Genomic DNA, 22548 nt, shown 5'->3' with positions numbered 1-22548 from the left:
CACGCCCATGCCCCCGGAGAACCCCCTCGTCAGCACCACCCGCGGCCCGGTCCGCGGGGAACGGCGGACCGACGGAAGCTGCCGCTTCCTCGGCATCCCGTACGCCGAGCCGCCGGTCGGTCCCCTCCGGTTCGCCTCCCCCGCACCGCCGGAGCCGTGGACCGAGCCCCTGGACGCCACCGCGTACGGACCCACGGCCCAGCGCCGCCCGTTCGCCGACGTCACCACGATCCCCGAGCCCTGCGTACCGGGCGAGGGGGTGCTGAACCTGAACGTCTTCACCCCGGAGCCGGACCCGGAGGCCGGCCTGCCGGTCCTCGTCTGGATCCACGGCGGCGGCTATGTCGCCGGATCCGCCGCCAGCCCCTGGTACGACGGTGCCGCGTTCAACCGCGACGGCGTGGTGCTGGTCTCGCTGGGCTACCGGCTCGGCATCGAGGGCTTCCTCCACCTCGACGACGCACCCGACAACCGGGGCGTCCGGGACTGGGTCGCCGCACTGGAGTGGGTCAGGGACAACATCGCCCGCTTCGGCGGCGACCCCGCCAAGGTCACCGTCGCCGGCCAGTCGGCGGGTGGCGGCGCCGTCCAGACCCTGCTGGCCGTACCGTCCGCGCGCGGGCTGTTCCGAGGCGCCCTGTCCGTCTCGGGCGCCGTGACGCGGCCCGACGGGCCCGAGGTCGCCCGCGCCGTCTCGCGCCTCTTCACGGCCCGCACCGGCCTGCCCGCCACCGCCGCCGCCCTCCGGGACCTCAGCGACGACGAACTCCTCGACCTGCAGGACCGCCTCGGGCGGCCGGGCCCGGACCGCGAGGGGCTGCCGCCGATGCTGTCCCTCGCGCCCTTCGCCGACGGAGACCTGGTCCCCGAGCCGGTGCTGGACGCGCTCACGACGGGTGGGGCGGGCGCCGGGGTCCCGCTGATGCTGGGCTTCACCGCCCAGGAGTCCAACATGATCCCCTCTCCCGCCGCCGCTCCGGACGGCCCGCCGCTGCCGGTCCTGCTCGGCGGACTCGGACTGGCCGGTGACCGCGCCGCCGCCTTCACGGAGACGTACGCGGACACCGACCCCTCGGGCCTCTTCGGGCAGGCGCTCACCGACCTGACCTTCCGCGCCCCGTCGCTGGCCGTCGCCGATGCCCGGGCCGAGCGCGGACAGCCCACGTGGCTCTACCAGTTCGAGTGGGCCTCGGCCGTCAACGGCCAGGCCCACCACTGCCTCGACCTGCCCTTCGCCTTCGACCTGCTGGACGCCGAAGGCGTCGAGGCCGCCGCCGGGGACACCCCGCCCCAGGCCCTGGCCGACGCGGTGCACCGCGCCTGGGTGGCCTTCGTCACCGACCAGGATCCGGGCGCGGAATGGCCCGCGTACACCTCCGCGACGCGGACGACCATGATCTGGGACGAGACGCCGCACACCGCGCAGGACCCGCTGGCCGCGGTCCGCACCGTCTGGCTCGGCTGAGCCACGGGCCCGCACGCCCCTCGGCACCCGGTCACGGCCCCTGGCGGACCGGCGCCGCCGACGCGGGCTCGGGCGGATGCCGGCGCGGGCTCGGGCGGATGTCGGCGCCGACGTGCGCGGATGCAGACCCGGCCCCGGCGGATGCGGGCCCGGTCCCGGCGGATGCAGACCCGGTCCCTGCGGATGCCGGCCGCGGCCCCGTGGGCGTGCGGTGCGGCCCCGTTCCGCCTGGCGGCGGCTCCGTCGGCGTGTGGTGGGGCCCCGGGCTCAGGCGGCCGGCACGCTGCGGTAATGGGTCGTCAGGCGCCCGTCGTCCGAGAGGAGGTGGAAGGCGAGCGCCGGTGCCATCTCGTCGCGGTAGACGTAGTCGCCCGCGTCCCCGCTTCGCTCCCACGGCAGCTTCGACGTCGACACCACGCCCGGCGCCACGAGGAGCGGACGGCCCGCGAAGGTCGTGGCGGCGGCGGTGTGGGCGTGCCCGCAGAGGAGGGCGGCAACCGACGGGTGACGGCGGACCAGGGCCGCGAGCCTGTCCTCGCCGAACTGGCGGATGCCGTCTACGAAGGGGATTCCCAGGGACGCCGGCGGGTGGTGGAAGCCGACGAGCACCGGAGTGCCCTCCGCCGTCCGCGCCAGTTCCGCCTCCAGCCAGTCGAGCGTCTCGTCCTCCAGGAAGCCCTCGTCCTTCCCCGGAACCGAGGAGTCGCACAGCGCGACGACGAACCCGTCCCCGCGCAGCACCTGGTTCACCGGGGCCTCCGGGGAGGGCGGCGTCGCGTCGAGCAGCACGCGCCGGAAGGCGTCCCTGCGGTCGTGGTTGCCCGGACAGGCGAGGACCGGGTGGCGGGAGCCGAGGACGTTCTCCTTGACCCAGGTGTACTCCGACTCCTCGCCGTTGTCGGCGACGTCACCGGTGACGATCACCGCGTCGAGGTCGTAAGCGAGGGAGTCCAGGTAGTCCACGGCGGCCCGGGCCCGCCGCCTACTGCGTGGTGCGGGGCCGATGTGGAGGTCACTGAGGTGCGCGATCACTTTCACGGTCTGGCTCCCCTTCGCGGTCTGCGCCGGGTCCGGCTGCTTCGCTTCTCCGAGCGGAACGTACCGCGTGTCCCGAGGCGGTGGCGCGGGCCAACTGCCGTGGATTGGACCTTTTCTGACGTTCCGGCCCGGATAGCATCCGGACCGCCTCAGTCCGTTCGAAGGGAGCAGTCATGCTCAAGCGGTTCACCGAGCTCTCCACCCCGCTGATCGCCGACGCCTGCGTGAGGCTCGGGGAACCGTTGCGGGCCGCGCCTGCCGGCATCCTGCCGGTGCTCCCCGGGCGGCGCCTCGCCGGGCGGGTGCTCCCGGTGCGCCACTACGGAAGCGTCGACGTGTTCCTGGAGGCGTTCACCACCCACGCCGGGGCGGGTGACGTGCTCGTCATCGACAACGGGGGGCGCCGGGACGAGGCCTGCGTCGGCGACCTGGCGGTTCTCGAGGCCGGGGCAGCGGGCCTCGCGGGCGTCGTGATCTGGGGGCTCCACCGCGACACGCCCGAGCTGGTCGAGATCGGGCTGCCGGTCTTCTCGTACGGGGCCCTTGCGCCCGGTCCCGTACGCCTGGATCCGCGCGGGCCCGAGGCGTTGCGCACGGCACGGTTCGGCGAGCACCTCGTCTCTGCCGTCGACGCGGTGTTCGCCGACGACGACGGTGTGCTGTTCGTGGCCGCCGACCGTGTGGACGCCGTCCTCGAGACCGCCGAGGGGATCTCCCGCACCGAGCGGGACCAGGCCCGGCGGATCAGGGCGGGGGAGACCCTGCGCGACCAGACGCGCTTCGAGGAGTACCTGGAGCTGCGGGGGCGGGACCCGGAGTACACCTTCCGGCGGCATCTGCGCCGGATCGGCGGCGCCATCGAGGAGTAGGCCGGGCCGGCGGCCGCTCACCCGTGGGACGGGGGTCCACCGGTGGGACACGGCGTCACTGGGGCAGGGGTCCGCCGGTGGGACGCGGGTCCATCCGTCGCCTCGGTGAAGCAGGCACGCGCGGCAGCGGCCGGGTGGCCGGGTGGCCCGGCGCGGCGGGCCCGGCGCCCGTCACGGCCCTTGGGGGCCGGGGCGCAGGCGCCGGGAGGAGCGCACGCCCGGGAGGGACGGGCGCCGGCATGGACGGACGCCGAGGCCGGGGCGTAGCCGCCCGGAGAGGAGAGACGGCGCCGGGAGGATCCGGCCGGGCGGGTCAGCCGCCGGCCCGGAAGCCGATCGACCCGTCGGGCAGCACCGCCTCGACCTCCGCGCCGTGCTCGACGGTGCGGCTCACCGTGCAGTACTTCTCGTGCGTCAGCCGTACCCCGCGGGCGAACACGTCGGCCGCTCGCGGATTGCTGTCGGGCAGCTCGAACTCGTAACTGACCCTGATCCGCCCGATCCGGCCGTCGTCCTCCGGGCCCGCGACGCTCTCGACGACGATCCGCAGGTCGTCATGGTCGACGGCGCGTGCCGTGCGGTCGATCACCAGGCCGCCGCAGCCGCCCATCGCCGCGAGCAGCAGCTCGACGGGCGTGAAGGACGGCTGCGCGTCCGCGTCGTCGGCGGCGGCGATCCGCACCTCCGCGCCGCGGTCGTTGCGGGCGGTCCAGGTGCGGTAACCGGTGCGGACGGTCTCGATCCGGTAGTCGGCCATGACGGCACTGCTCCTCAAGGGGACGGCGTGCGCACGCGAGCGCGTACGCACCCTCATCCCATCACTCCCGTGCGGCGGGCGTGCGCACGGGCACGCTCTCCCGGACGACGTCGGCCCACGCCTCCGTCACGTCTCCCCACAGCGTCCGCAGCAGCGGTTCCGCCGCCCGTACGGACTCGACGGCGGCCTCCGGGTCGCCGCCCTCGGCCCGGATCCGGGCGCCGTCCGCCGCCGCCCAGTCCGCGATCGTGCCCGTCAGGGCCTCGGGATGGAACTGAACGCCCCAGGCCCGCGCGCCCACGCGGAAGGCCTGGTGCGCACAGTGGTCACCCGTCAGCAGCGGCACCGCGCCGGGCGGCAGCAGTGCGATGTCGTCCCAGTGCCACTGTGCCGCCGGGGCCCCGTCGGGCACCGCGCCGAGCACCCGGTCGCCGTCGGCCGCGGGCAGCCGGCGCAGCGGTACGGCGCCGAGCTCCGGCGCCCGGACGCGCGGCGCGACCTCGCCGCCGAGCGCGTGGGCCATGAGCTGGGCGCCGAGGCAGATGCCGAGGAGCGGGAGCCGGGCGTCGACGGCCTCGCGGATCAGCGCCCTGACCCGGGGCAGCCACGGCGCGGCGGTGTCGTCCTCGCAGTTGGGCGAGCCGCCGAGGACGATCAGGCCGGCCCAGCCCTCCAGCGACGCGGGCAGCGGCTCGCCCTGCCACGGGTGGCACACCCGAGGGTCGACGCCGGCCTTGCGGAGGCGTTCGGCGACGAGTCCGGGCCCTGCGTCGGCCTCGTGCTGGATCACCAGGACGGGGAGTGCGGAGTGCGTGGTCACGGGCGTAGGGCCTCCCGGTCTGCGGGGAACAGGGTCGTGGGGCGGTGGCCGCCTTCCCGAGGGTGACCGAAGAATCGTTTCAGCGGAACCCGTCGGAGGGTCCGGCCCGGCCGGCCGGCTTGGTGATCCCCCGGAGAGAGACTCACTCGGACGCACCGAGAGCACTCGGTGCACTGAGTACCCCGGCCGCGGGAGACTGAGTACGGCGTCCGATACCCGTGCCCCCGGCCCGCTGATGAACTGTCGTCATGAGCGACGACACCACGCGCCCCCGCCCCCTCCGGCTCGTCACGACGACCGCCACCGCCACCGGTTCGGCGCTCGCCGTGGCGCTGCTGCCGGTCGTGGTCGGCGCGCTGCTCGCCCGCTCGGTGGGCGGAGACCCGACGGCGTCCGTCAACGCGCTGATCGCCGGTGGCGGCCAGCGGGCCAGGCTCTCCCGCACCCAGCTTCGCGACTGCGGCGGCCGCGCCGTCGCCCGGGCCCGCGGGGCCTGGGGTCAGTCCGCGCTGCGTGCTGTCAGAAAGCCCTGCGCGGTCGCCTCCGACGGACCGGGCTCGCGCACCAGGCGCGCGGTCACCACGAAGCCGGCCTCGGTCAGCAGCGTGGCGACCCGCTCCGCCGGGTAGCGGTAGACGTCCAGATCGACCTCGTGGCCGTAGGCCCGACCCAGGCGCACCCGCTCGTCCCCCACCTTGAAGGCGACGAGCAGCGGGCGGCCCGGCGCGAGGACCCGGTGGCATTCGGCGAACACGGCCGTGAGCTCCTCCGGGGGCATGTGGACGGTGGAGTACCAGGACAGCGCCCCGCCGAGGGAGCGGTCGGGCAGGTCGAGCGCCGTCATCGAACCGACCTCGAAGCGCACCTGCGGATACGCCTCCCGGGCCACGGCGACCATCCCGGGCGACAGGTCGATCCCGAACACGTCGACCCCGAGCTCCCGCAGATGCCCCGCCACCCGCCCCGTCCCGCATCCCAGATCCCCCACCGGCCCGCCCTCACCGTCCCGCGCCTCCTCGGCGAAGGCGGCCAGCACCGCCCGGTCGAGCGGCTCCGCCGCCAACTGGGCGGCGAGCAGACGTTCGTAGGAGATCGCGACGGTGTCGTAGGAACGACGGGTGGAGGTGAGGCGTGCGGACTCGGTCATGGCGTGGCACGGTACCGGCGTCCGTCGTGGAGCCTCCAGGGGCGGGCAGGGAACGGGCCGTCCCTCATGTGAGCGACGCGTTCCCGCCCGGCGCCGAGAGCGTGCACGCTCCGTACCGCACCGGGTGAGCCGGTTCCGGCGCCGGCGCCCTCGCCCGGCCCGCGTCCTCGGCGTCCCCGCGAGGGGAGGGGTGCGGGGAGGTCGCCCGAGGCCCCCCGGCGGGCCGGCCCGGCCGCGGGCGCCGGCATGACGCACCCCGCGTCTCCGGCCCTCCCGCACGGACGCGACGTCGACGGGTTCGCCGTGCGCCTCCGTCGGCCCGACCAGCTGCCTCCCGCACGGACGCGATGCCGACGCGTCAGCGGGGGGGGGGCGTGCCGCGGGTCCGCGGCTGTCAGCCGCGGAAGGCGGCGGGGCGCTCCGGGGAGGCCGCCGCCAGGGCCGCGGTGACGGCCTCCACGCCGGCCCGCAGGCCGTAGACCGGGGTGTCCGGCTGCTGGCGCCAGGACTCGTCGAGGCCGCCCGCGTCGACGGTGTCGAAGCCGAGTTCGTCGATGAGGGCGCGGACCGTCGCCTTCGCCGCCTCGTCGTCGCCCGCGACCGGGAGGGCGATCCGCTCGGGGTCCCCCGCCGGCAGGGGGCGTTCCAGGATGTCGGCGGCGTACGTGCCGTTGAAGGCCTTCACGACCGGGTGACCGAGGTGACGCTCGGTCCAGCGGCTCTCCGGCAGACCCTCGTCCTCGATGCCCGCGATCCGCCCGTCTCGCTCGCGCGGATAGTAGTTGTTGGTGTCGATGACGGCGAAGCCCTCCGCGGCACCGTCGAAGAGCCCGGCCGGCAGTTCGGGGACGGCCTTCAGGGGGACCGCCACGATCACGACCTCCGCGCCCCGCGCGGCCTCCGTGACCGGGACCGGGGTCGCTCCGGTCTCCTTCGCGAGTCCGGTGAGCGTCTGGGGGCCACGTGAGTTGGCGACGGACACCTCGTGTCCGAGCGCGGTGAGCCGACGGGTGAGATTGCCGCCGATGTTGCCTGCCCCGATGATGCCGATCTTCATCGTCGTTCCTTCCGAGCCGAGCGAGCGGCGGCGCGTATCGCCGTCACGGCACTGGCCAACCGGGCCGGACGGGGCGCTATTCCCCCTCAGTGGGGGTTCGGCGGGTCCGCAGGGGAAGACGGGGGCCTTCACTCCGTGCTCCGTGCGGGTCAAGGACCTCGCCGCCGCCCGACGAGGTGACCACAGCCGAGGGCTGTCCGCCGCCGTCGGCAGGGAGCTGCACCCGGTGCAGGAGGCGTGGCCGGACATCGGCGTCGCCCCGTGCAGCTCCTGCGGGCCCGGCCGGAGCATGACCGCCGAGGCCGCCGCACGGCGCGCTGACGCGGCCGGGCGGGAGATCGACGGGGCCGACGCCGCCCGGATCCGCAACATCCGCCGTTGCGGGACCTATAACCGTATCCGTGAGGCCAGCAGGGAGGGCGCCGGCCGGGTCGGGTGAGCGGGCCCGCCGGGCGGTCTCCGGTCGACGAGAGGGAGCGCCGCCCATGCCCGGAAAGATCGTCCTCTTCACGTCCGTCTCTCTCGACGGCTACATCGAGGGAGAGGAGCACGACATCGGCTGGCACCGGGTCGACGAGGAGCTGCACCGGCATTTCAACGAGGAACTCGCCGCCATGGGCGGCTTCGTCAGCGGCCGGCGCACCCACATGCTGATGGCGGACTTCTGGCCCACCGCAGACGCCGATCCGGAGAGCACCCCCGCCATGCGGGAGTTCGCCGAGATCTGGCGGTCCACCCCGAAGGTCATGTACTCCACGACCGTGGACCGGGCCGACTGGAACACCACCGTCGTGCCCCGCGTGGACCCCGCAGAGGTCCGCGCCCTCGCGGCCGCCGCCGACGGCGACCTCGCCCTCAGCGGCGCGTCGCTCGCCGCCGCGTTCCGCGAGCGGGACCTGATCGACGCCTACCAGCTCTACGTCCACCCGGTCCTCGTCGGACGCGGCATCCCGCTCTTCACGCCGACCGACACACCGGCCGGCCTCCGCCTCGACCGCACCCGCAACTTCCCCAACGGGGTGGTGCTGCTGCGGTACGAGCGCGAGGACCGCACCTGACCGCCGGCAGGGCCGCGCGCCGGGCGAGCACGCGGGGTGGTGTGGGGGAGGCCCGCACGGCCGGAGGCTGCCGGACGTATGACCGTTGGCCCCGGGCGTACCACCGCAGGCTCCCGGACGGACCGCCGCGGGTGCGTGGCCGAGGGGACTCCCCGTGTCAGGCGGCCGGAACGGGCCGGCCGGCCCGCGGGTGTGGGTAGCCTGCGGGGCGTGGACGACTTCTCCCGTTCGTGGACCGCACTGCGCGCGGCCGTCGCCGGCCTCGCCGACGAGGACTTCGCCCGGCCCTCGGGTTGCGCCGGCTGGCTCGTGCGCGATCTGGTGTGCCACCTCGTCATCGACGCCCAGGACGTCCTGATCACCCTCGCGACGCCCGCCGAGACCGCTCCCACGCGCGACGCCGCGACCTATTGGGAGGTCGCCGACACGCCGCCGACCGGGGAGGACCCGCTCGACGCGCTGACCGTACGGCTCGCCGCCGCGTACGGGGACCCGGCACTGCTGACGTTCCACCTCGACGACGTCGGCGCCGCCGCAGGGCGCGCGGCCGTCCTCGCCGAACCGGGCGGACGGGTCGGCACGCGCGGCGAGGTGCTCACGGTCGCCGACTACCTGTCCGCCTACGTCGTCGAGTGGACGCTGCACCACCTGGACCTCGTGGCCCACCTGCCGCACGCACCGCGACCGCCCGCGGAGGGCCTGGCAGCCGCGCGCGGGCTGCTCGAGCGGATCGCCGGCGCACCGTTCCCGGCCCCGATGTCCGACACGGACGCCCTGCTCGTGGGCACCGGCCGCCGTGCGCCGAGCCCCGCGGAGCGGGCAGCCCTCACCGAGGCGGGCGTGCGGATTCCCCTCTCGCTCGGCTGACGGGCGCCGGCCCGGGGGATCGGGCGGGGCTCGCCGGGCGCGATCGTTCCGGCGCGGATCCCGGGCCGGATGTCGGCTCCTGAGCCGGGTGGGGGCGGTGCCACCACCCGGGGGACCGGGGCCGCACACGAGGCGGAGGCCGCGGACCGGGGGTGAGCCGGAAGGTGCGCAGGCAGCGCGTGACGACCCGACGCCCTTCGGACCATGCGGGAGAGACCATGAGCACGCTCACCCCCGCCGACCGACACCCGCACCGGCCCTCACCCTCGACCCGCGCCGACGGCCGTGGGAAGCGTCGTTGCGGAGCGGACGGGCCGCGGGGGACACGGGAAGCGTCCGGATCGCGCGGGGCGATCGAATCCCTAGGGAGGAGTCCGTCCCCGCGTAACGACGGCCGCGTCGCGGCGCGTTCTGCGACCGACTACCCGTCATACCTGGGAGCTACCCGCGAGGTTGGCCCCTGCGCGTGACGCCGACTACACGGCTCGCTTCCTACCTTCCGTAACGGAACGAACTCCGTATCGGAAGGACCCCCATGGCCCTCGCGCGCGGTGACCGCCGCACCCCCGCCCCCGTCCGCCGCCGACCGCGGCGCGCCGGCAGGCTCCGCCGTACCGTGCTCGCCGCGCTCGTCGCCGCCGCCGTCGCGGTGCCCGTCGCGGGAGCCGCCCGGCCGGCGGGAGTCCCCGCGCCCGCGCCCGCCGGCATCGCGCGGCTGACCGCCGCCGAGCCCACGGCGCTGGCCGGGGAGCTCGCCGCGCGGTACGCGGCCGGGCGGGAGGAGCTGCGGGCGGCCGAGCGGCTCGCCGACGCCTACGGGGCGCACCGCCGGGCCGCCTCGTTGCGCACGATGGCGGCACCGGGCCGCCGGTTCCTCTTCTTCGACGGGCGGGACGGCGGCCGCAGCGCCGAGGTCGTCGGGGACCTGGCGCACGCCGAGCGGATCGCGGTGCTCGTCCCCGGCGCCGACACCGGGCTCGACAGCTACGGCCGGTTCCGCGCCGGTGCGGTCGCCCTCCAGGAGACCCTGCGGGAGTCGGGGGCCCGCACCGCCGTCGTCGCCTGGCTCGGCTACCGCACCCCCGCCACGGGCAGCGCCGCCTCCCTCACGCCCGGCCGCGCCGAACAGGCCGCCCGCGCGCTCCGCTCCTTCGTCCAGGAGCTGCGCGCGGTCCGCCCCGGGGCGCGGATCACCCTGCTCGGACACTCCTACGGCTCCGTGGTGTGCGCCCGGGCGGCGGCCCGCCTGCCCGTGGCCGCCGTCGTCCTCTACGGCAGCCCCGGCACCGGCTTCGACACCGCCGCCGACCTGGGCGCCCGGACCACCGTCTGGGCCGGGCGGGCCTCCGGGGACTGGGTGGGCGCGGTGCCCCACGTGCGCGTCCCCCTGCTGCCCGGCACCGAACTCGGCTTCGGCGCCGACCCGGTGGACCCGGAGTTCGGTGCCCGCCGCTTCGCCGCGGGCGACGGCGGCCACAGCGACTACCTGGCCCGCGGTTCCGTGTCCCTGCGCAACCTCGCCCGCATCGTCGACGGACAGGAGCCGGACCGTGCGTGACCTCGCCGACCGCATGGTCGCCGCCACCCCGCCCGGCCGCGACCGAGCCCTCGACGCGCTGCGGGCCTTCGCCATCCTCGGCGTGGTCCTCGGCCACTGGCTGGTCACCGCCCTCGTCGTCGACAGCGGCACCCTGAACGTCGAGAGCCCTCTCGGCCACCTGCCCGAATTCACCCCGGTCTCCTGGGTGTTCCAGACCCTCGCGGTCTTCTTCCTCGTCGGCGGGCACGTCGCCGCCCGGGGCCACGCAGCCGCCCGCGCCCGAGGCGAGGGCCACGGCCGGTGGGTCGCCGCCCGCCTGGCCCGGCTGTTCCGGCCGGTCCTCCCGCTGCTCGGGGTGTGGCTCCTCGCGTCCGCCGTGATGCTCGGCTGCGGGGTCCCCTGGCAGAGCCTCTACACGCTCGGCAGACTCGTCCTGTCCCCGCTCTGGTTCCTGCTCGTCCTCGCCGCGCTCACCGCCGCCACCCCGCTCGTCGCCCGCGTCCATCCGCTGTGGCCGCTCGCCGTCGTCCTCCACGTCGACCTGATCCGTTTCGGCCTCGACGGACCCGAGTGGCTGGGCTGGCTCAACCTGCCGGCCGGCTGGCTGGTGCCGTACTGCCTCGGCGCCCTCCTCGCCCGCCGCGGCCCGCTCGCCCCGGCCGCCGCCTGGACCCTGCTCCTCGGCGGCGCCGCCGCGACCGGCCTGCTCGTGGCGTTCGCCGGCTACCCCGGCTCCATGGTCGGCGTCCCCGGCGCGCCCGTCTCCAACCTCAACCCGCCCACGCTCGCCGCCGTCACCTTCGGCCTGGCCCAGTCCGGAGGAGCGGTCCTGCTGCTCGGGCCGCTCCGCCGCGCCCTGCGCCGGCCTCTCGCCTGGGCGGCGGTGGCCCTGCTCAACCTGTGCGCGATGACCGTCTTCCTCTGGCACCAGACCGCGATGATCGCCGTGACCGCCGGCGGACTCCTCACCGCCGGCCTCCTCGGCCACGCCCCGCTGACCGGACTGCACACCGTCCCCGACGGCTCCGCCTGGGTCCTCGCCCGGCTCGGCTGGCTGCCCCTGTTCGCCGGTGCGCTGCTGATCTGCGGTGCCGCCTTCCACGCCTACGAACGCACCGCCTACGAACGCACCGGCCACGAACGCACCGCGACGGCCCACGCGCCGAAGCCCGGGCCGAGCCGCAAGCCGGGGCCCGACGGAAGGACGGAGGCCCGACGTGCCTAGGCTGAGCCAGAACGATCACCTGAGCGGGGGGAGCACGGTGACGGACACCGCACGGTGGGAGGCGGCCCTGCGCGCGGCCCCGGGCGTCCTGCGCGCCGACCTGGGGCCGGGGCGCCGCGACCCGCTGCCGCGCAACCGCTGGCTCAGCTGGCTGCCGCACGCCCATCTCGTGCTGCTCTCCGTGCTCCTGGGCATGTGGGACATGGCCCTCTACGAGAACGTCATGGACCCGGCCCCCGCCGACCTGACGCTGCTCGTCATCTGCCAGGGGGCCGCCCCCGTTCTCGCCCTCTCCCGGCCGGCCGCCGCCCTCTGGCTGTCCGTCGGCGCCCTGCTCGGCTCCGCCGCCCTCACCGCCTCGGTCCTCGGGGCCCACTGGCCGTGGTCCGGCGCGGGCATCGCCCTGCACACCCTGGTGCTGCTGTTGCTCTCCCTGCGGGTGCGGCCCGCCGCCGCCGTGGCCGCCCTCGTCCTCACCTTGCTCACCGGCGCCGGCGCCACCGTCCCGCGGGCGGTGCCGCACCTGGCGACCCTGCCCCAGGGCTCCGTCGCCTTCGTCACCGCGGTGGTCGTCGGCTGCTCCCTGCGCGCCAGCCGCGTCTCGCGCACCCGCCTCGTCGAACAGGAGGAGCTGACCGCCGAGGAACGCGCCCGGCGCGCCCTCCTGGAGGAGCGTGGCCGGATCGCCCGGGAGCTCCACGACGTCGTCGCCCACCACATGTCCGTGATCTCGATCCAGGCCCAGGTCGCCCCGCATCTGGTCGCCGACCCCTCCCCGGAGCTGCGGGAGAACCTGGCCGGCATCCGGCAGAACGCCGTCGACGCGCTCACCGAACTCCGGCGGGTCCTCGGTGTGCTGCGCGGCGACGGCTCCGCGGACGACGCCGCGGCGGGGGTACGACATGCGCCCCAGCCCACCCTGGACCGGCTCGACGAGCTCCTCGCCAACGTCCGCGCCGCCGGTCTCGACGTGACCGCCGAGACCGAGGGCACGCCCCGGCCGCTCTCCCCGGGCACCGAACTCTCGGCGTACCGCATCGTGCAGGAGGGCCTGAGCAACGCCATGCGCCACGCGCCCGGCGCGCGCGCCGGTGTGCGGACCCACTACCACCGCGGCGGACTGACCGTACGCATCACCAACACCGCCGGCACCCGGCCGGCGCAGGTGCCCACCGGTCCCGCGAGGGAGCCCGGGCACGGCCTGCTCGGCATGCGCGAGCGCGCGGCCATGCTCGGCGGTGAACTCGCCGCGGGACCGACCCCCGACGGCGGCTGGGAGGTCACCGCCACCCTGCCCGCCCCTCTCCCCACCCAGCCCCACCCCGAGGACGGTTCATGAGCGACGGAAGCACCGGCGACGACATCAGGGTTCTCATCGCGGACGACCAGGTCATGGTCCGGCAGGGCTTCACGGTCCTGCTCAACGCCGAGCCCGGCATCCGGGTCGTCGGACAGGCCGTCGACGGCGCCGACGCGATCGCCAAGGCCGCCGAACTCGCCCCCGACGTCGTCCTGATGGACATCCGCATGCCCGGCACCGGCGGCATCGAGGCCACCCGCGTCCTCACCGCGCCCGCCGACGCCACCGTCAAGGTGCTCGTCCTCACGACCTTCGACCTGGACGAGTACGTGTACGAGGCGCTGCGCGCGGGCGCCGCCGGATTCCTGCTCAAGGACGCGTCCGCCGAGGAACTCGCCCAGGCGGTACGGGTGGTGGCCCGCGGCGACGCGCTCCTCGCGCCCAACGTCACCAAGCGTCTGATCGCCGAGTTCTCCCGGCTCAGCGTCGCGCCCCGCGCCCCGCTCATGGACCGGCTCGGCGCCCTGACCGAGCGGGAGACCGAGGTGCTCACCCTCATCGCGCACGGCCTGTCGAACGCGGAGATAGCCGAGCGCCTCGTGGTCGCCGAGCAGACCGTGAAGACGTATGTGAGCCGCCTCCTCGCCAAGCTGTCCCTGCGCGACCGCACGCAGGCCGCCGTCCACGCGTACGAGACGGGGCTGGTACGGCCCGGCGCGCCGTGAGGATCCGGCCGGACACGGCACCGGCCCCCGCCGTGGGTACGGCGGGGGCCGGTGCGTCCGGACAGCCGGTCAGGCGTCAGACGGCGGGCGGGACGCGCGAGGGGCGGCCCGAACCGCGCGTCAGGACGTAACCGCCGACGCCGGCGAGGGCGGCCAGCACCCCTCCCGCGGCGGTCCACAGCCAGCGGTCGGACCACCAGCCCGAGGACCAGCCGTCCTCGGGCGCGCGGGCCTCCACCGTCTCCGGCGTCGTGGCACCGGGCACCAGCGGGACGGAGAGCGCGCCGTCCGTCGCGTACGCCCCGCCCGTGTCGCGCGACGTCGCGCCCACGCGCGCCGAGAACGGCTGGCCCGAGTCCTCCTCGGGCAGTCCGGTCACGGTCAGCCGGACGAAGTAGCTGCCCGGCAGCGGGTCGTTGGACCAGGCGTCCGCGGCGGCCCGCACCGGGCGCAGCGTGCACGCCAGCTCGACGGTCGCCGCCTCCTTGGCCGCGGGGCGCGACTGCATGCCGTACATGCACGGCTGCCGGCGGCGCAGACCGTCGTAGACGTCCATCCGCCACGTGGACGAGCCGTGCCGCTGTGCCGCCTCGGGGAGCGTGACGGTCGCCGTGACGGTCGGCCGCTCGCCGGTGTCGGCGGGGAACACCCAGTACAGGTAGTCACCCGTGGAAGCCTGCGCGGTGGCCTGCTGACCCTGCTTGAAGAACGCGGCGGTGCGGAAGGACGTGCCGGCCTCGGTCGGCCCGGCCTCCGACGCGGCGCCGCTCGCGCTGCCGCTCGGGGTGGGGGTCGCCGAGTCGGCGAGTCCGGCCGGGGCGGCCGGCCCGAGCAGGGCGGCGCCGGCGAGCGCGGCGGCGGCGAGCATGCTGCGTACGGTACGCATCAGTGGGTCCTCCAGACAGCGAAGCGCCAGCGGGACAGCCAGCCCCAGATCAGGCCGGCCAGGAACCCGGCGAGCACCAGGACGCCGAGCAGCCACCAGCCGCGGCCGAGGCCGAAGGAGGCGACGTCGGAGGCGGAGTCGGGACCGTCGACGACGTCGATAGCGAGCTCGACCGGCATGCCCGGGGTGGTCTTCACCGACGGGGGAGCCGAGAACGAGTTGCTGATCTGGAGACAGACGGTCTCGGCGGCGCTCTTCGTGTCGTCGTCGAGGGCGTCCTCGTCGTCCTTCTTCGGGTAGCGCAGCCCCGTGGAGATCACGTCGGTGCGTCCGTCCCCGGCCTCCGAGCCGCGGACGATCTCCCGGCCGTGCGTGGTGACGGCGCGCAGCAGCACCCCGTAGTCCTCGTTGACGGCACGGTCGGCGGAGACGCTCACCGAGGCGCGAAGCTCCTGGCCGGGCAGGACGTCGACGCGGTACCAGCGGTGCTGCCCGAAGACCTGGCGGTCGGTGTAGAGGCCCGGCTTGAGCTGCGGGGCGCCGGCGCAGCGCGCGGCGCCCTCGGTGGCGATCGGCGTGACGACCGGGTCCGCGGCGCGGTCGACCAGCTGTCGTACGCGGCCGGAGAGCTCCTCGGTGCGGTGCACGGAGGTGTAGGTGCCGCCGGTGGCCTCGGCGATGCACATCAGCTGACGGCGGGTCTTGACGTCCGGGACGAGCCCGAGGGTGTCGATGACCAGATGTATTCCCTGGGCGGCGATGTCACGCGCCACCTCGCACGGGTCGAGCGGGGCGCAGGTGTCCTCGCCGTCCGTGATGAGCACGATCCGCTTGGTGGCCTCGCCGCCCTTGAGGTCCTCGGCCGCGCCCAGCAGGGCCGGGCCGATCGGGGTCCAGCCGGTGGGGGCGAGGGTGGCGACGGCGGTCTTGGCCTCGGTGCGGTCCAGCGGACCGACCGGGTAGAGCGCCCGGGTGTCCTTGCAGCCGCGCTTGCGGTCCTGGCCGGGGTAGTCGGCGCCGAGGGTGCGGATGCCGAGCCGCACCTCCTGGGGGACGGCGTCCAGGACCTCGTTGAAGGCCTGCTTGGCGGCCGCCATGCGGGACTGTCCGTCGATGTCGCGGGCGCGCATCGAGCCGCTGACGTCGAGCACCAGCTCGACCTTGGGGGATTCCCTGGGGGAGTCCGGGGCCGCCGGTCCGTCGTCGGCGGCGGCGCTGGTCGGGAGGAGCCCGACGGCCAGGGCGGCGAGCAGCGCGCAGGCCCCGGTCGCCAGCCGTTTTCTCGTGATCATCGGAGGATCGTAGGGATGATCGTCCGAAAACCAAAACCAGGTCCACCGGGGGCTCCTGAGCGGGCGTCCGCTCCGGGCCCGTCCGGTCAGCTCTGGCTGTTGAGGAAGCCGATGACGGTCGCGCCCCACCAGCCGACCTGGCTCACCGTGGCGGCGGCTCCCGACCGGACGAGCAGCCGGCGGGGCACGCCGCCGTCCTCCCGGTAGCGTCCGAGCAGCTGGCCGAGGCGATGGGCGTAGAGGCCGTTGACGGTGACGGCGAGGACGAGGCCGAGCTTGACCAGGGTGAGCGGGGAATGGAGGTCGGGGCGCAGGAAGAGGCCCGAGACCGTCAGTCCGCCGAGACCCGCCCAGATCGGGGTCTGCAGGGCGCACGCCGTGTCCAGGACGCCCGCGAGCGGCCGGCGGCCGGTGAGCCAGAGCACCGCGAACCAGTCGACGGCGAGGACGGATCCGAGTCCCGCGACCATGCTCGCCACGTGCAGGAAGCGGGCCGTGGTCTGCAGCGTGACGTCCGCGTGCACATGCCCGGCGGTCCAGCAGGAGGCCGCGAGGACTCCCGCGGCGAGCACGCCGGCGAGGGTGAGGTGCCAGCCGGGCGTGAGCTCCCGCAGCGGCTCCTCGCGCACCGTCGCGTCCGCCGTGACGGCGGTGGCGCGGGACGGACGCGGCAGGGTTCTCGGCATGTCTCGATTCTTTCGACTGGCGTGAAAGTGGAGGTTAGGTAAGGCGAAGCTAAGTGTCTCCTGTGTTGGCGTCAAGTGGATCGTGACGGGCGTCGCACGGCCGGGGACGCGGCGCATCGGCCCAGGGGGGAACACCGCGAGACCACCGACACCGGAAGGGACTCCCGCGGGCCGGGCCGAAAATGTCGTGCCGGTGTCGGACCGGACGCGTAGAGTCCGCCCGTTCACAGGGGAGGAACCGGGGTTCGATGAAGACGATGATGAGCAGAACGGTCCGTGCCGCCGTCGCGGTCGGCCTGATGGGTGGCGTGGCGGGGTGCGCGGCCGAGTCGGGGGCGGGGGAGGCCCTGCCGGCCGCGCCGGTCGGTTACGCGTCCGCCGAGATGCTGCCGGAGCGGCTGGCGGCGGACGGGACGACGATCTGGGTCGGCAATCCTGCGGCCCGTTCGACGGTGGAGATGTTCGAGGACCCGCGCTGTCCCGTCGTGGAGGAGTACGAGCGCACCGGCGCCCGGGAACTCGAGGAACTCCTCCTCGAGGGAGAGATCAAGGCCCAGTACACCCTCGCCTCCTTCAAGGACATCCGTCTCGGCGGTGACGGCTCGAAGCGGGCCGTCAACGCGCTGCGCGCCGCGCTGGAGAAGGGGAAGTTCGTCGAATACCACGCCGTGCTCTGGAAGTTCCAGACGGAGGTCGAAGCCGGCGGCGGCTTCACCACCGAGCGGCTGCTGGAGCTCGCGCAGCAGGTGCCGGGACTTCGCGACGCGGCATTCGACCGGGCTGTCCGGACGATGAGGTACCAGGCCTTCGTCACCGCCTCCGAGCAGGCCTACGAGAACACCGGGGACGATCCGAAGGGCCCGGGCACGCCCACGATCATCGTCAACAGTCACCCCATCGACGGCGGTCTCTACGGGATCAACTTCGACCGGAAGCTCTTCCGCCGGATGGTGAAGGACCTGCATGACTTCCCGTACACCTGGGAGAGCGTGTACGAACCCGTCCAGCAGCAGGTCGAGGCAGAGGACGCCGAGTCCTAGAAGGTGTCCGGAACGGGATCGCGGGGAGTTCCGCACCGCGCGAGGGGGCGGAGCGGAGGACCGGCTGACCTCCGACCGTTCCGGCCCGTGCTCAGCGGTGCTCGGGGTTCTCGAAGTCGAACCGGCAGCCGGCGTCCCACTCGGAGCGCTGGTTTCCGTGGGCGGGGATGCCGCCGGCGTCCTTGAGCATCCTCGCCAGGTGGAGCTGGTTCCAGGTCATGAAGGTCGTGTTGCGGTTTGTGAAGTCGTTGTCCGGACCGCCGGAACCGGGGTCGAGGTACGACGGGCCCGGGCCGGCCTCGCCGACCCAGCCGGCGTCCGCCTGCGGCGGAATGACGTATCCGAGGTGCTGGAGGCTGTAGAGGACGTTCATCGCGCAGTGCTTGGCGCCGTCCTCGTTGCCGGTGATCAGGCAGCCGCCCACCCGCCCGTAGTAGGCGTACTGGCCCTGCTCGTTGAGGATCGACGAGCAGGCGTACAGGCGCTCGATCACCTGCTTCATGACGGAGGAGTTGTCTCCCAGCCATACCGGGCCGGCCAGGGTGAGGATGTCCGCGGCCATCACCTTCGAGTAGATGACGGGCCACTCGTCGGTCTCCCACCCGTGCTCCGTCATGTCAGGCCAGACACCGGTCGCGATGTCGATGTCCACCGCCCTGAGCACCTCGACCTGCACACCCTGGCGCTCCATGATCCCGGTGCTGATGTCGATCAGCCCTTGTGTGTGGCTGCGCTCCGGTGAACGTTTCAAGGTGCAGTTGATCACCAGGGCGCGCAGGTCGGCGTACGACGTCGTCGAGTCCGGCACGGAATCCTCCTCATACGCTCCGGGGTCCGGGCGTGAAGGCACCGGAGTTCTCCCCGTACAGCCCACCAGGCCTTCGCCCCGGGCGCTCGCGGAGCTGGGCCGGTTGCCTGACGGTCCGCCCTCCGGTCCGCCGGCCGGGCCGTCTCCCGGGCGGGGCGACACTCGCGGCGGCCCGGCGGCGGTGAGGGGATCGCGTGCATCGCGGGCGTAGGGAGAATGGCATACGCCACCGCAACATCCCTCCCTGCTCCCCCTCGCCGAACGGCGCGAACGGAACGGGCGCGGACCGACGGGCATGCCGGCCTCGGCCTCGCCCTCGTGCACGGCATCGTCCGCGCGCACGACGGCACGCCCGGCCTGGCGCCCCGCCCCGGCGGCGGACCGTCCGTCACGGTGCGGCTTCCGGTCGAGCCGTCGTAGCGTCCGGGGGCGATGCGGCACGGTGCGTGCGTCGGCCGGTGCGGCGTAGTACTCATGGGAGCCTCAACGCCGATCCGTTTCCCCCGGGAGTTGCCGATGGCCGTCCGCCGTGTCGTACCCAATGTCCAGTCGGAGGCTGCCCGGGAGAGCCGGGAGTTCTACGGCCTGCTCGGCTTCGAGGAGGTCATGAACCACGGCTGGATCATGACGCTCGCGTCCCCGTCCAGCCCGACGGCGCAGATCAGTTTCATGGCCGGTGACAGGACCGCCCCGGTCACTCCCGACATGAGCGTCGAGGTGGACGACGTGGACGCGGCCTACGCGGCGGTCCGGGAGAGCGGCGCGGAGATCGTGCACCCCCTGCAGGACGAGGAGTGGGGAGTACGGCGGTTCTTCGTCCGTGATCCCAACGGGCGGGTGGTCAACGTGCTGGGCCACCGCTGACGGTCCTCCCCGCCTCACCTGCCGCATCCCGGGGCCGGCCACCGGGACCCCGGCGGCCCGGGCTCCCCGCGGGTGCGGGAAGCCCGGGCGGCCCTCACGCCCGGGTCACCAGATCGCCTCGACCCACTCCGGGTGGTCGATGAACGGGTTGCGGTTGCCCTGGTACGAGTTGTAGATGACGTCGTTGCGGCGCTCCTCGAAGGCGCTCGGCGGGTCCTGCTCGTTCCACTGCTTCAGGACCGAGAGGCGGCCGTGCAGGGGCACGCTGCCGTTGATGGAGTCGTTCGCCTCCAGGTCCGGCCAGGCGTCGTCACCTTCGTACCGGACGGCCATGTAGAGGATCATCCGGGCCACGTCGCCCTTGTCGGCGTCGCGCGGCTCGAAGGAGTTGGAGTCCGTGTAGCTGCCGGGGGCGCCGCTGACGGCGCTGCCGCCGTTGTCGAAGTCCTTGTTGCCCCGTGTGCTGTTGACCTGGACGTCGGCGGCGCGCAGGTGGTGCAGGTCGGTTCCGGGGCCGGCCGAGGTGCCGAAGTCGCCGTGCGACTGGGCCCACACGTGCTCGCGGTTCCAGTTGCCGACGGCGCCGCCGTTGAGGTTCTTGCTGCGCGAGACACCGCTGTAGAGGAGGAGCACGTTGGCGGTGTTGCCGGGATCCTGGTCGGTGACCTTGAGCGCGTTCCAGACCGCGTCGTACGAGATCTTGCTCTGGCTGCTGATGATGGTGTGCAGCGAGGACTTGAGGCTCGTGCCGGACTTGCCCACCGCGTTCTTGTAGTACGTGCTGTCGTACGCGGTGGTCGTGGCGTCCGCGGGGGAGGCGGCGACGGTGGGGAGGACGAGGCCGGTGAGGGCGGCGGATATCGCGGCCCAGGTCTTCCAGCCGCGTCTGTGCGCTACGGACATGGGTGTCCCTTCTGAGGTGGGGGGAGCGGGTTCAGCCGACGGTGAGCGAGGTGTCGTCGATCACGAAGGAGGTCTGGAGGGTGGCGCCCTCCGTGCCGGTGAGCTTGAGCGTCACGGTCTGCCCGGCGTAGGCGGACAGGTCGAAGGAGCGCTGGACGTAGCTCCCGGACGCGTTGAGGTTCGAGTACGTGGCCAGGGTGGACAGGACGGTGCCGCCGCTGTTCAGGACCTGGACCCTGAGCGTGTCGTACGCGGTGGTCGTGGTGGTCTCGGCCGTGTCGATGCGCGTCCAGAAGGACAGGGCGGCGGTGGTGCAGCCCGCCGGGATCGTGACCGTCTGGGAGAGCGTGTCGGTGTGGGCGGAGCCGTAGCCGCTCAGCCAGGCCTTGTACGAGCCGGTGCGGGCCGGACGGCCGGTGTCGTTGGTGATCACGCCGGACGAGGCGCTCCAGGCCGTGGTGCCGGACTCGAAGCCGGGGTTGGCCAGCAGCTGGCCGGCGGTGCAGGTGCCGCCGCCGCTCCCGCCGCTCGTCGCCTTGGACAGCCAGTCGGTGGCGTTGAGGGCCAGCGCCGCGTTGCTGCCCGCGGGGTCGTTCCAGCCGTCGTACAGTGTGTTGCCTGACTGGCCGGTGCCGTCGTCGATCGGGGAGCTGTCGCCCCAGACGGCGACGCGGCCGCTGCCGAAGGTGCTGGTCGCGAAGAAGGCGCCGGTCGTGCCGGAGGAGCCCGTGCGGTAGACCAGGCCCTTCGCCGCCGGGTTGTCGGCGGGCTTGAGGGTGACGGTGGTGCCGCTGCGGATGATGCTGCCGGTCACCTTGCCGAAGGAGCCGTTGAGCACGGGGTCGGTGGTGTCGGCGACGGCGCGCGGGTCGTCCGTCTGGACGGTGCCGGTGTCGACGCTGAAGCCGAACGGGTCGGTGTCGTCCACGCCGTTGTCGGCCATCAGGTCGTTGATGACCTCGACCGCGTCCCAGCCGTCGTTGTCGCGGTCGGCGCCGCTGTGGTCCGAGATCAGGAACAGCCCGCCGCCGTTCTGGACGAACCTCATGATCGCGGTCTTCTCGGCGGCGCCGAGCCGCACGTTGGGCTCGGGCAGCACGAAGGTGTCGAAGTTCTGCAGGTCGGTCGCGGACGTGGTGCCGTAGGTGATCGTGCCGCCCGAGGGGACCGTCTTCAGCGCGTACCGGCCGGTCCTCTGCAGGGCCACACCCCAGGCCGAGAGGGCGCCGGTCCAGTCCGTCTCGACGGAGGGCGTGGGGTCCTGGGTGAGGGGGTCGGGCTGGCCGGTGCCGATGATCCAGTCGGCGTTCCCGGCGGTCTCCGCCTTGGAGTTGTCGAAGAGCACGCGCAGGGGCGTGGCGGCGGTGCCCTCCGGTGCGGCGGCCGCGGGCGAGCCGAGGGCGGTGGAGGCCGCCGCGGCGACCAGGGCTCCGCAGGCGGTCAGGGTGGCGAAACGGCGGGTGGACCTTCTGAGTCCGAGCATCCGTCAGACCTCCGTGGGGGATGGGGCGGAAGGGCGGAAAGGCGGTGCGGTGCGGGCGCCCACTCTGCGCGCGTAGAACGTCGGGGATCGGACGCTCACGTCACGCGCGGTTGAACCGTACATGACCAAAACCCACCCATGGAATGCCTCAATCCGCGCGGAAGCAGGCTTTCCCGTGAACGATCAGCGGTCCACCGGCAGGCCGCGCGGCTCCTTGACCCGCTTCATGATGATCTGCGAGTTCACCTCGGTGACCCCCGCCAGCGTCGTCAGGCGCTCGATCCACAGGCGCTCGTACGCCGCCAGGTCCGCGACCGCGATCCGCAGGAGGCAGCCGGGGCTGCCGAAGAGGCGGTAGGCCTCGATCACGTCCGGGATGTCCTGGAGGGCCTCCTCGAAGGCCTCCACCGTCTCCCGGTCCCGCTTCACCTCCACCGAGACCAGGACCTCGAAGCCCCGCCCGACCGCCCCGGGGTCGATCACCGCGCGATAGCCCTGGATCACGCCGTCCTGTTCCAGCTGGCGCACCCGGCGCATGCAGGGAGAGGGGCTCAGTCCGACGCGCTGGGCGAGCTCCTGGTTGCTCAGACGGCCATCCTGCTGAAGCTCACGCAAGATCTGAAGATCGATACGGTCCATGACGCAATCATCCACCACGGAATTCATGATTCCGGGCTGATTTCGCAATCGCGTTGCGTGTCTGCTGACCTATCGTTGC

The 22548-nt window shown here is 74.0% G+C and carries 24 protein-coding genes; 12 read left to right on the top strand and 12 right to left on the bottom strand.

What is annotated here, in order from left to right:
* The first annotated feature begins 7 nt into the window (after positions 1–7).
* Positions 8–1465, top strand: a complete 1458-nt coding sequence (locus ACGF1Z_RS13070) for a carboxylesterase/lipase family protein (RefSeq protein WP_393003094.1) — start codon at positions 8–10, stop codon at positions 1463–1465.
* Positions 1466–1732: 267 nt separating this feature from the next.
* Here ACGF1Z_RS13070 and ACGF1Z_RS13065 read toward each other — a convergent pair whose 3' ends face one another.
* Positions 1733–2503 (bottom strand): metallophosphoesterase, encoded by a 771-nt coding sequence (locus ACGF1Z_RS13065; RefSeq protein ID WP_393003092.1) that lies wholly within the window; start codon positions 2501–2503, stop codon positions 1733–1735.
* 173 nt (positions 2504–2676) lie between these two features.
* On the opposite strand from ACGF1Z_RS13065, the gene ACGF1Z_RS13060 reads away from it, so the two are divergent.
* The gene (locus tag ACGF1Z_RS13060) at positions 2677–3372 is read left to right on the top strand and encodes an RraA family protein (RefSeq protein ID WP_393003090.1); all 696 of its coding nucleotides are present in this window, start codon (positions 2677–2679) and stop codon (positions 3370–3372) included.
* A gap of 313 nt (positions 3373–3685) precedes the next feature.
* On the opposite strand, the gene ACGF1Z_RS13055 is transcribed toward ACGF1Z_RS13060, so the two are convergent.
* From ACGF1Z_RS13055 to ACGF1Z_RS13040, 4 genes are all read right to left on the bottom strand, one after another.
* Positions 3686–4129 carry an OsmC family protein gene (locus ACGF1Z_RS13055; RefSeq protein WP_393003088.1) on the bottom strand — a complete coding sequence of 148 codons (444 nt, stop codon included), beginning with the start codon at positions 4127–4129 and terminating at the stop codon, positions 3686–3688.
* 61 nt (positions 4130–4190) lie between these two features.
* Positions 4191–4949, bottom strand: a complete 759-nt coding sequence (locus ACGF1Z_RS13050) for a type 1 glutamine amidotransferase (protein ID WP_393003086.1) — start codon at positions 4947–4949, stop codon at positions 4191–4193.
* Positions 4950–5448: 499 nt separating this feature from the next.
* Positions 5449–6096 (bottom strand): class I SAM-dependent methyltransferase, encoded by a 648-nt coding sequence (locus tag ACGF1Z_RS13045; protein WP_393003084.1) that lies wholly within the window; start codon positions 6094–6096, stop codon positions 5449–5451.
* 394 nt (positions 6097–6490) lie between these two features.
* Positions 6491–7402: an NADPH-dependent F420 reductase gene (locus ACGF1Z_RS13040; protein ID WP_393003082.1), complete on the bottom strand. Its 912-nt coding sequence runs from the start codon at positions 7400–7402 to the stop codon at positions 6491–6493.
* Between ACGF1Z_RS13040 and ACGF1Z_RS13035 the strand changes: the two genes are divergently transcribed.
* From ACGF1Z_RS13035 to ACGF1Z_RS13005, 7 genes are all read left to right on the top strand, one after another.
* Complete coding sequence (locus ACGF1Z_RS13035; RefSeq protein WP_393003080.1) at positions 7296–7592, top strand: 2Fe-2S iron-sulfur cluster-binding protein; 297 nt, start codon at positions 7296–7298, stop codon at positions 7590–7592. The genes ACGF1Z_RS13040 and ACGF1Z_RS13035 overlap by 107 nt on opposite strands.
* A gap of 46 nt (positions 7593–7638) precedes the next feature.
* Complete coding sequence (locus ACGF1Z_RS13030; protein ID WP_393003078.1) at positions 7639–8211, top strand: dihydrofolate reductase family protein; 573 nt, start codon at positions 7639–7641, stop codon at positions 8209–8211.
* 210 nt (positions 8212–8421) lie between these two features.
* Complete coding sequence (locus ACGF1Z_RS13025; RefSeq protein ID WP_393003076.1) at positions 8422–9078, top strand: maleylpyruvate isomerase N-terminal domain-containing protein; 657 nt, start codon at positions 8422–8424, stop codon at positions 9076–9078.
* Between the two features lie 535 nt (positions 9079–9613).
* Entirely contained in the window at positions 9614–10636 is a 1023-nt protein-coding gene (locus ACGF1Z_RS13020; RefSeq protein ID WP_393003074.1) for an alpha/beta hydrolase, read from the top strand.
* Positions 10637–10649: 13 nt separating this feature from the next.
* Complete coding sequence (locus ACGF1Z_RS13015; RefSeq protein WP_393004159.1) at positions 10650–11843, top strand: acyltransferase; 1194 nt, start codon at positions 10650–10652, stop codon at positions 11841–11843.
* Positions 11844–11880: 37 nt separating this feature from the next.
* Complete coding sequence (locus tag ACGF1Z_RS13010; RefSeq protein WP_393003072.1) at positions 11881–13182, top strand: sensor histidine kinase; 1302 nt, start codon at positions 11881–11883, stop codon at positions 13180–13182.
* Complete coding sequence (locus tag ACGF1Z_RS13005; protein ID WP_393003070.1) at positions 13179–13868, top strand: response regulator; 690 nt, start codon at positions 13179–13181, stop codon at positions 13866–13868. Before ACGF1Z_RS13010 ends, ACGF1Z_RS13005 begins: the two co-directional genes overlap by 4 nt.
* A gap of 76 nt (positions 13869–13944) precedes the next feature.
* Here ACGF1Z_RS13005 and ACGF1Z_RS13000 read toward each other — a convergent pair whose 3' ends face one another.
* The 3 genes from ACGF1Z_RS13000 to ACGF1Z_RS12990 form a co-directional block, all read right to left on the bottom strand.
* A complete protein-coding gene (locus ACGF1Z_RS13000; protein WP_393003068.1) occupies positions 13945–14754 on the bottom strand; it encodes a hypothetical protein in 810 nt (269 codons plus the stop codon).
* On the bottom strand, positions 14754–16046 hold the full coding sequence (locus ACGF1Z_RS12995; RefSeq protein WP_393003066.1) for a VWA domain-containing protein: 1293 nt from the start codon (positions 16044–16046) through the stop codon (positions 14754–14756). Before ACGF1Z_RS12995 ends, ACGF1Z_RS13000 begins: the two co-directional genes overlap by 1 nt.
* 86 nt (positions 16047–16132) lie before the next feature.
* Positions 16133–16732: a hypothetical protein gene (locus ACGF1Z_RS12990; RefSeq protein ID WP_393003064.1), complete on the bottom strand. Its 600-nt coding sequence runs from the start codon at positions 16730–16732 to the stop codon at positions 16133–16135.
* A 248-nt stretch (positions 16733–16980) separates the two neighbouring features.
* Between ACGF1Z_RS12990 and ACGF1Z_RS12985 the strand changes: the two genes are divergently transcribed.
* Positions 16981–17772 (top strand): DsbA family protein, encoded by a 792-nt coding sequence (locus ACGF1Z_RS12985; protein ID WP_393003062.1) that lies wholly within the window; start codon positions 16981–16983, stop codon positions 17770–17772.
* 91 nt (positions 17773–17863) lie between these two features.
* On the opposite strand, the gene ACGF1Z_RS12980 is transcribed toward ACGF1Z_RS12985, so the two are convergent.
* Positions 17864–18580, bottom strand: a complete 717-nt coding sequence (locus ACGF1Z_RS12980) for a flavodoxin family protein (protein WP_393003060.1) — start codon at positions 18578–18580, stop codon at positions 17864–17866.
* A gap of 216 nt (positions 18581–18796) precedes the next feature.
* Between ACGF1Z_RS12980 and ACGF1Z_RS12975 the strand changes: the two genes are divergently transcribed.
* Positions 18797–19000 (top strand): ATP-binding protein, encoded by a 204-nt coding sequence (locus tag ACGF1Z_RS12975; protein ID WP_393003058.1) that lies wholly within the window; start codon positions 18797–18799, stop codon positions 18998–19000.
* Positions 19001–19096: 96 nt separating this feature from the next.
* The gene (locus ACGF1Z_RS12970) at positions 19097–19444 is read left to right on the top strand and encodes a VOC family protein (protein ID WP_393003056.1); all 348 of its coding nucleotides are present in this window, start codon (positions 19097–19099) and stop codon (positions 19442–19444) included.
* 105 nt (positions 19445–19549) lie between these two features.
* Here ACGF1Z_RS12970 and ACGF1Z_RS12965 read toward each other — a convergent pair whose 3' ends face one another.
* From ACGF1Z_RS12965 to ACGF1Z_RS12955, 3 genes are all read right to left on the bottom strand, one after another.
* Positions 19550–20347 carry an endonuclease I family protein gene (locus ACGF1Z_RS12965; RefSeq protein WP_393003054.1) on the bottom strand — a complete coding sequence of 266 codons (798 nt, stop codon included), beginning with the start codon at positions 20345–20347 and terminating at the stop codon, positions 19550–19552.
* A 31-nt stretch (positions 20348–20378) separates the two neighbouring features.
* Positions 20379–21830 carry a hydrolase gene (locus ACGF1Z_RS12960; RefSeq protein ID WP_393003052.1) on the bottom strand — a complete coding sequence of 484 codons (1452 nt, stop codon included), beginning with the start codon at positions 21828–21830 and terminating at the stop codon, positions 20379–20381.
* Between the two features lie 183 nt (positions 21831–22013).
* Positions 22014–22469, bottom strand: coding sequence for an Lrp/AsnC family transcriptional regulator (locus ACGF1Z_RS12955; RefSeq protein ID WP_393003050.1), 456 nt, complete (start codon positions 22467–22469; stop codon positions 22014–22016).
* Positions 22470–22548 lie beyond the last annotated feature (79 nt).

Origin of the sequence: Streptomyces sp. NPDC048018 (assembly GCF_043202995.1) — a bacterium.
GTDB lineage: Bacteria > Actinomycetota > Actinomycetes > Streptomycetales > Streptomycetaceae > Streptomyces.
The sequence above is the reverse complement of the archived record's forward strand: the minus strand, read 5'-3'. Positions and strand labels throughout refer to the sequence as shown.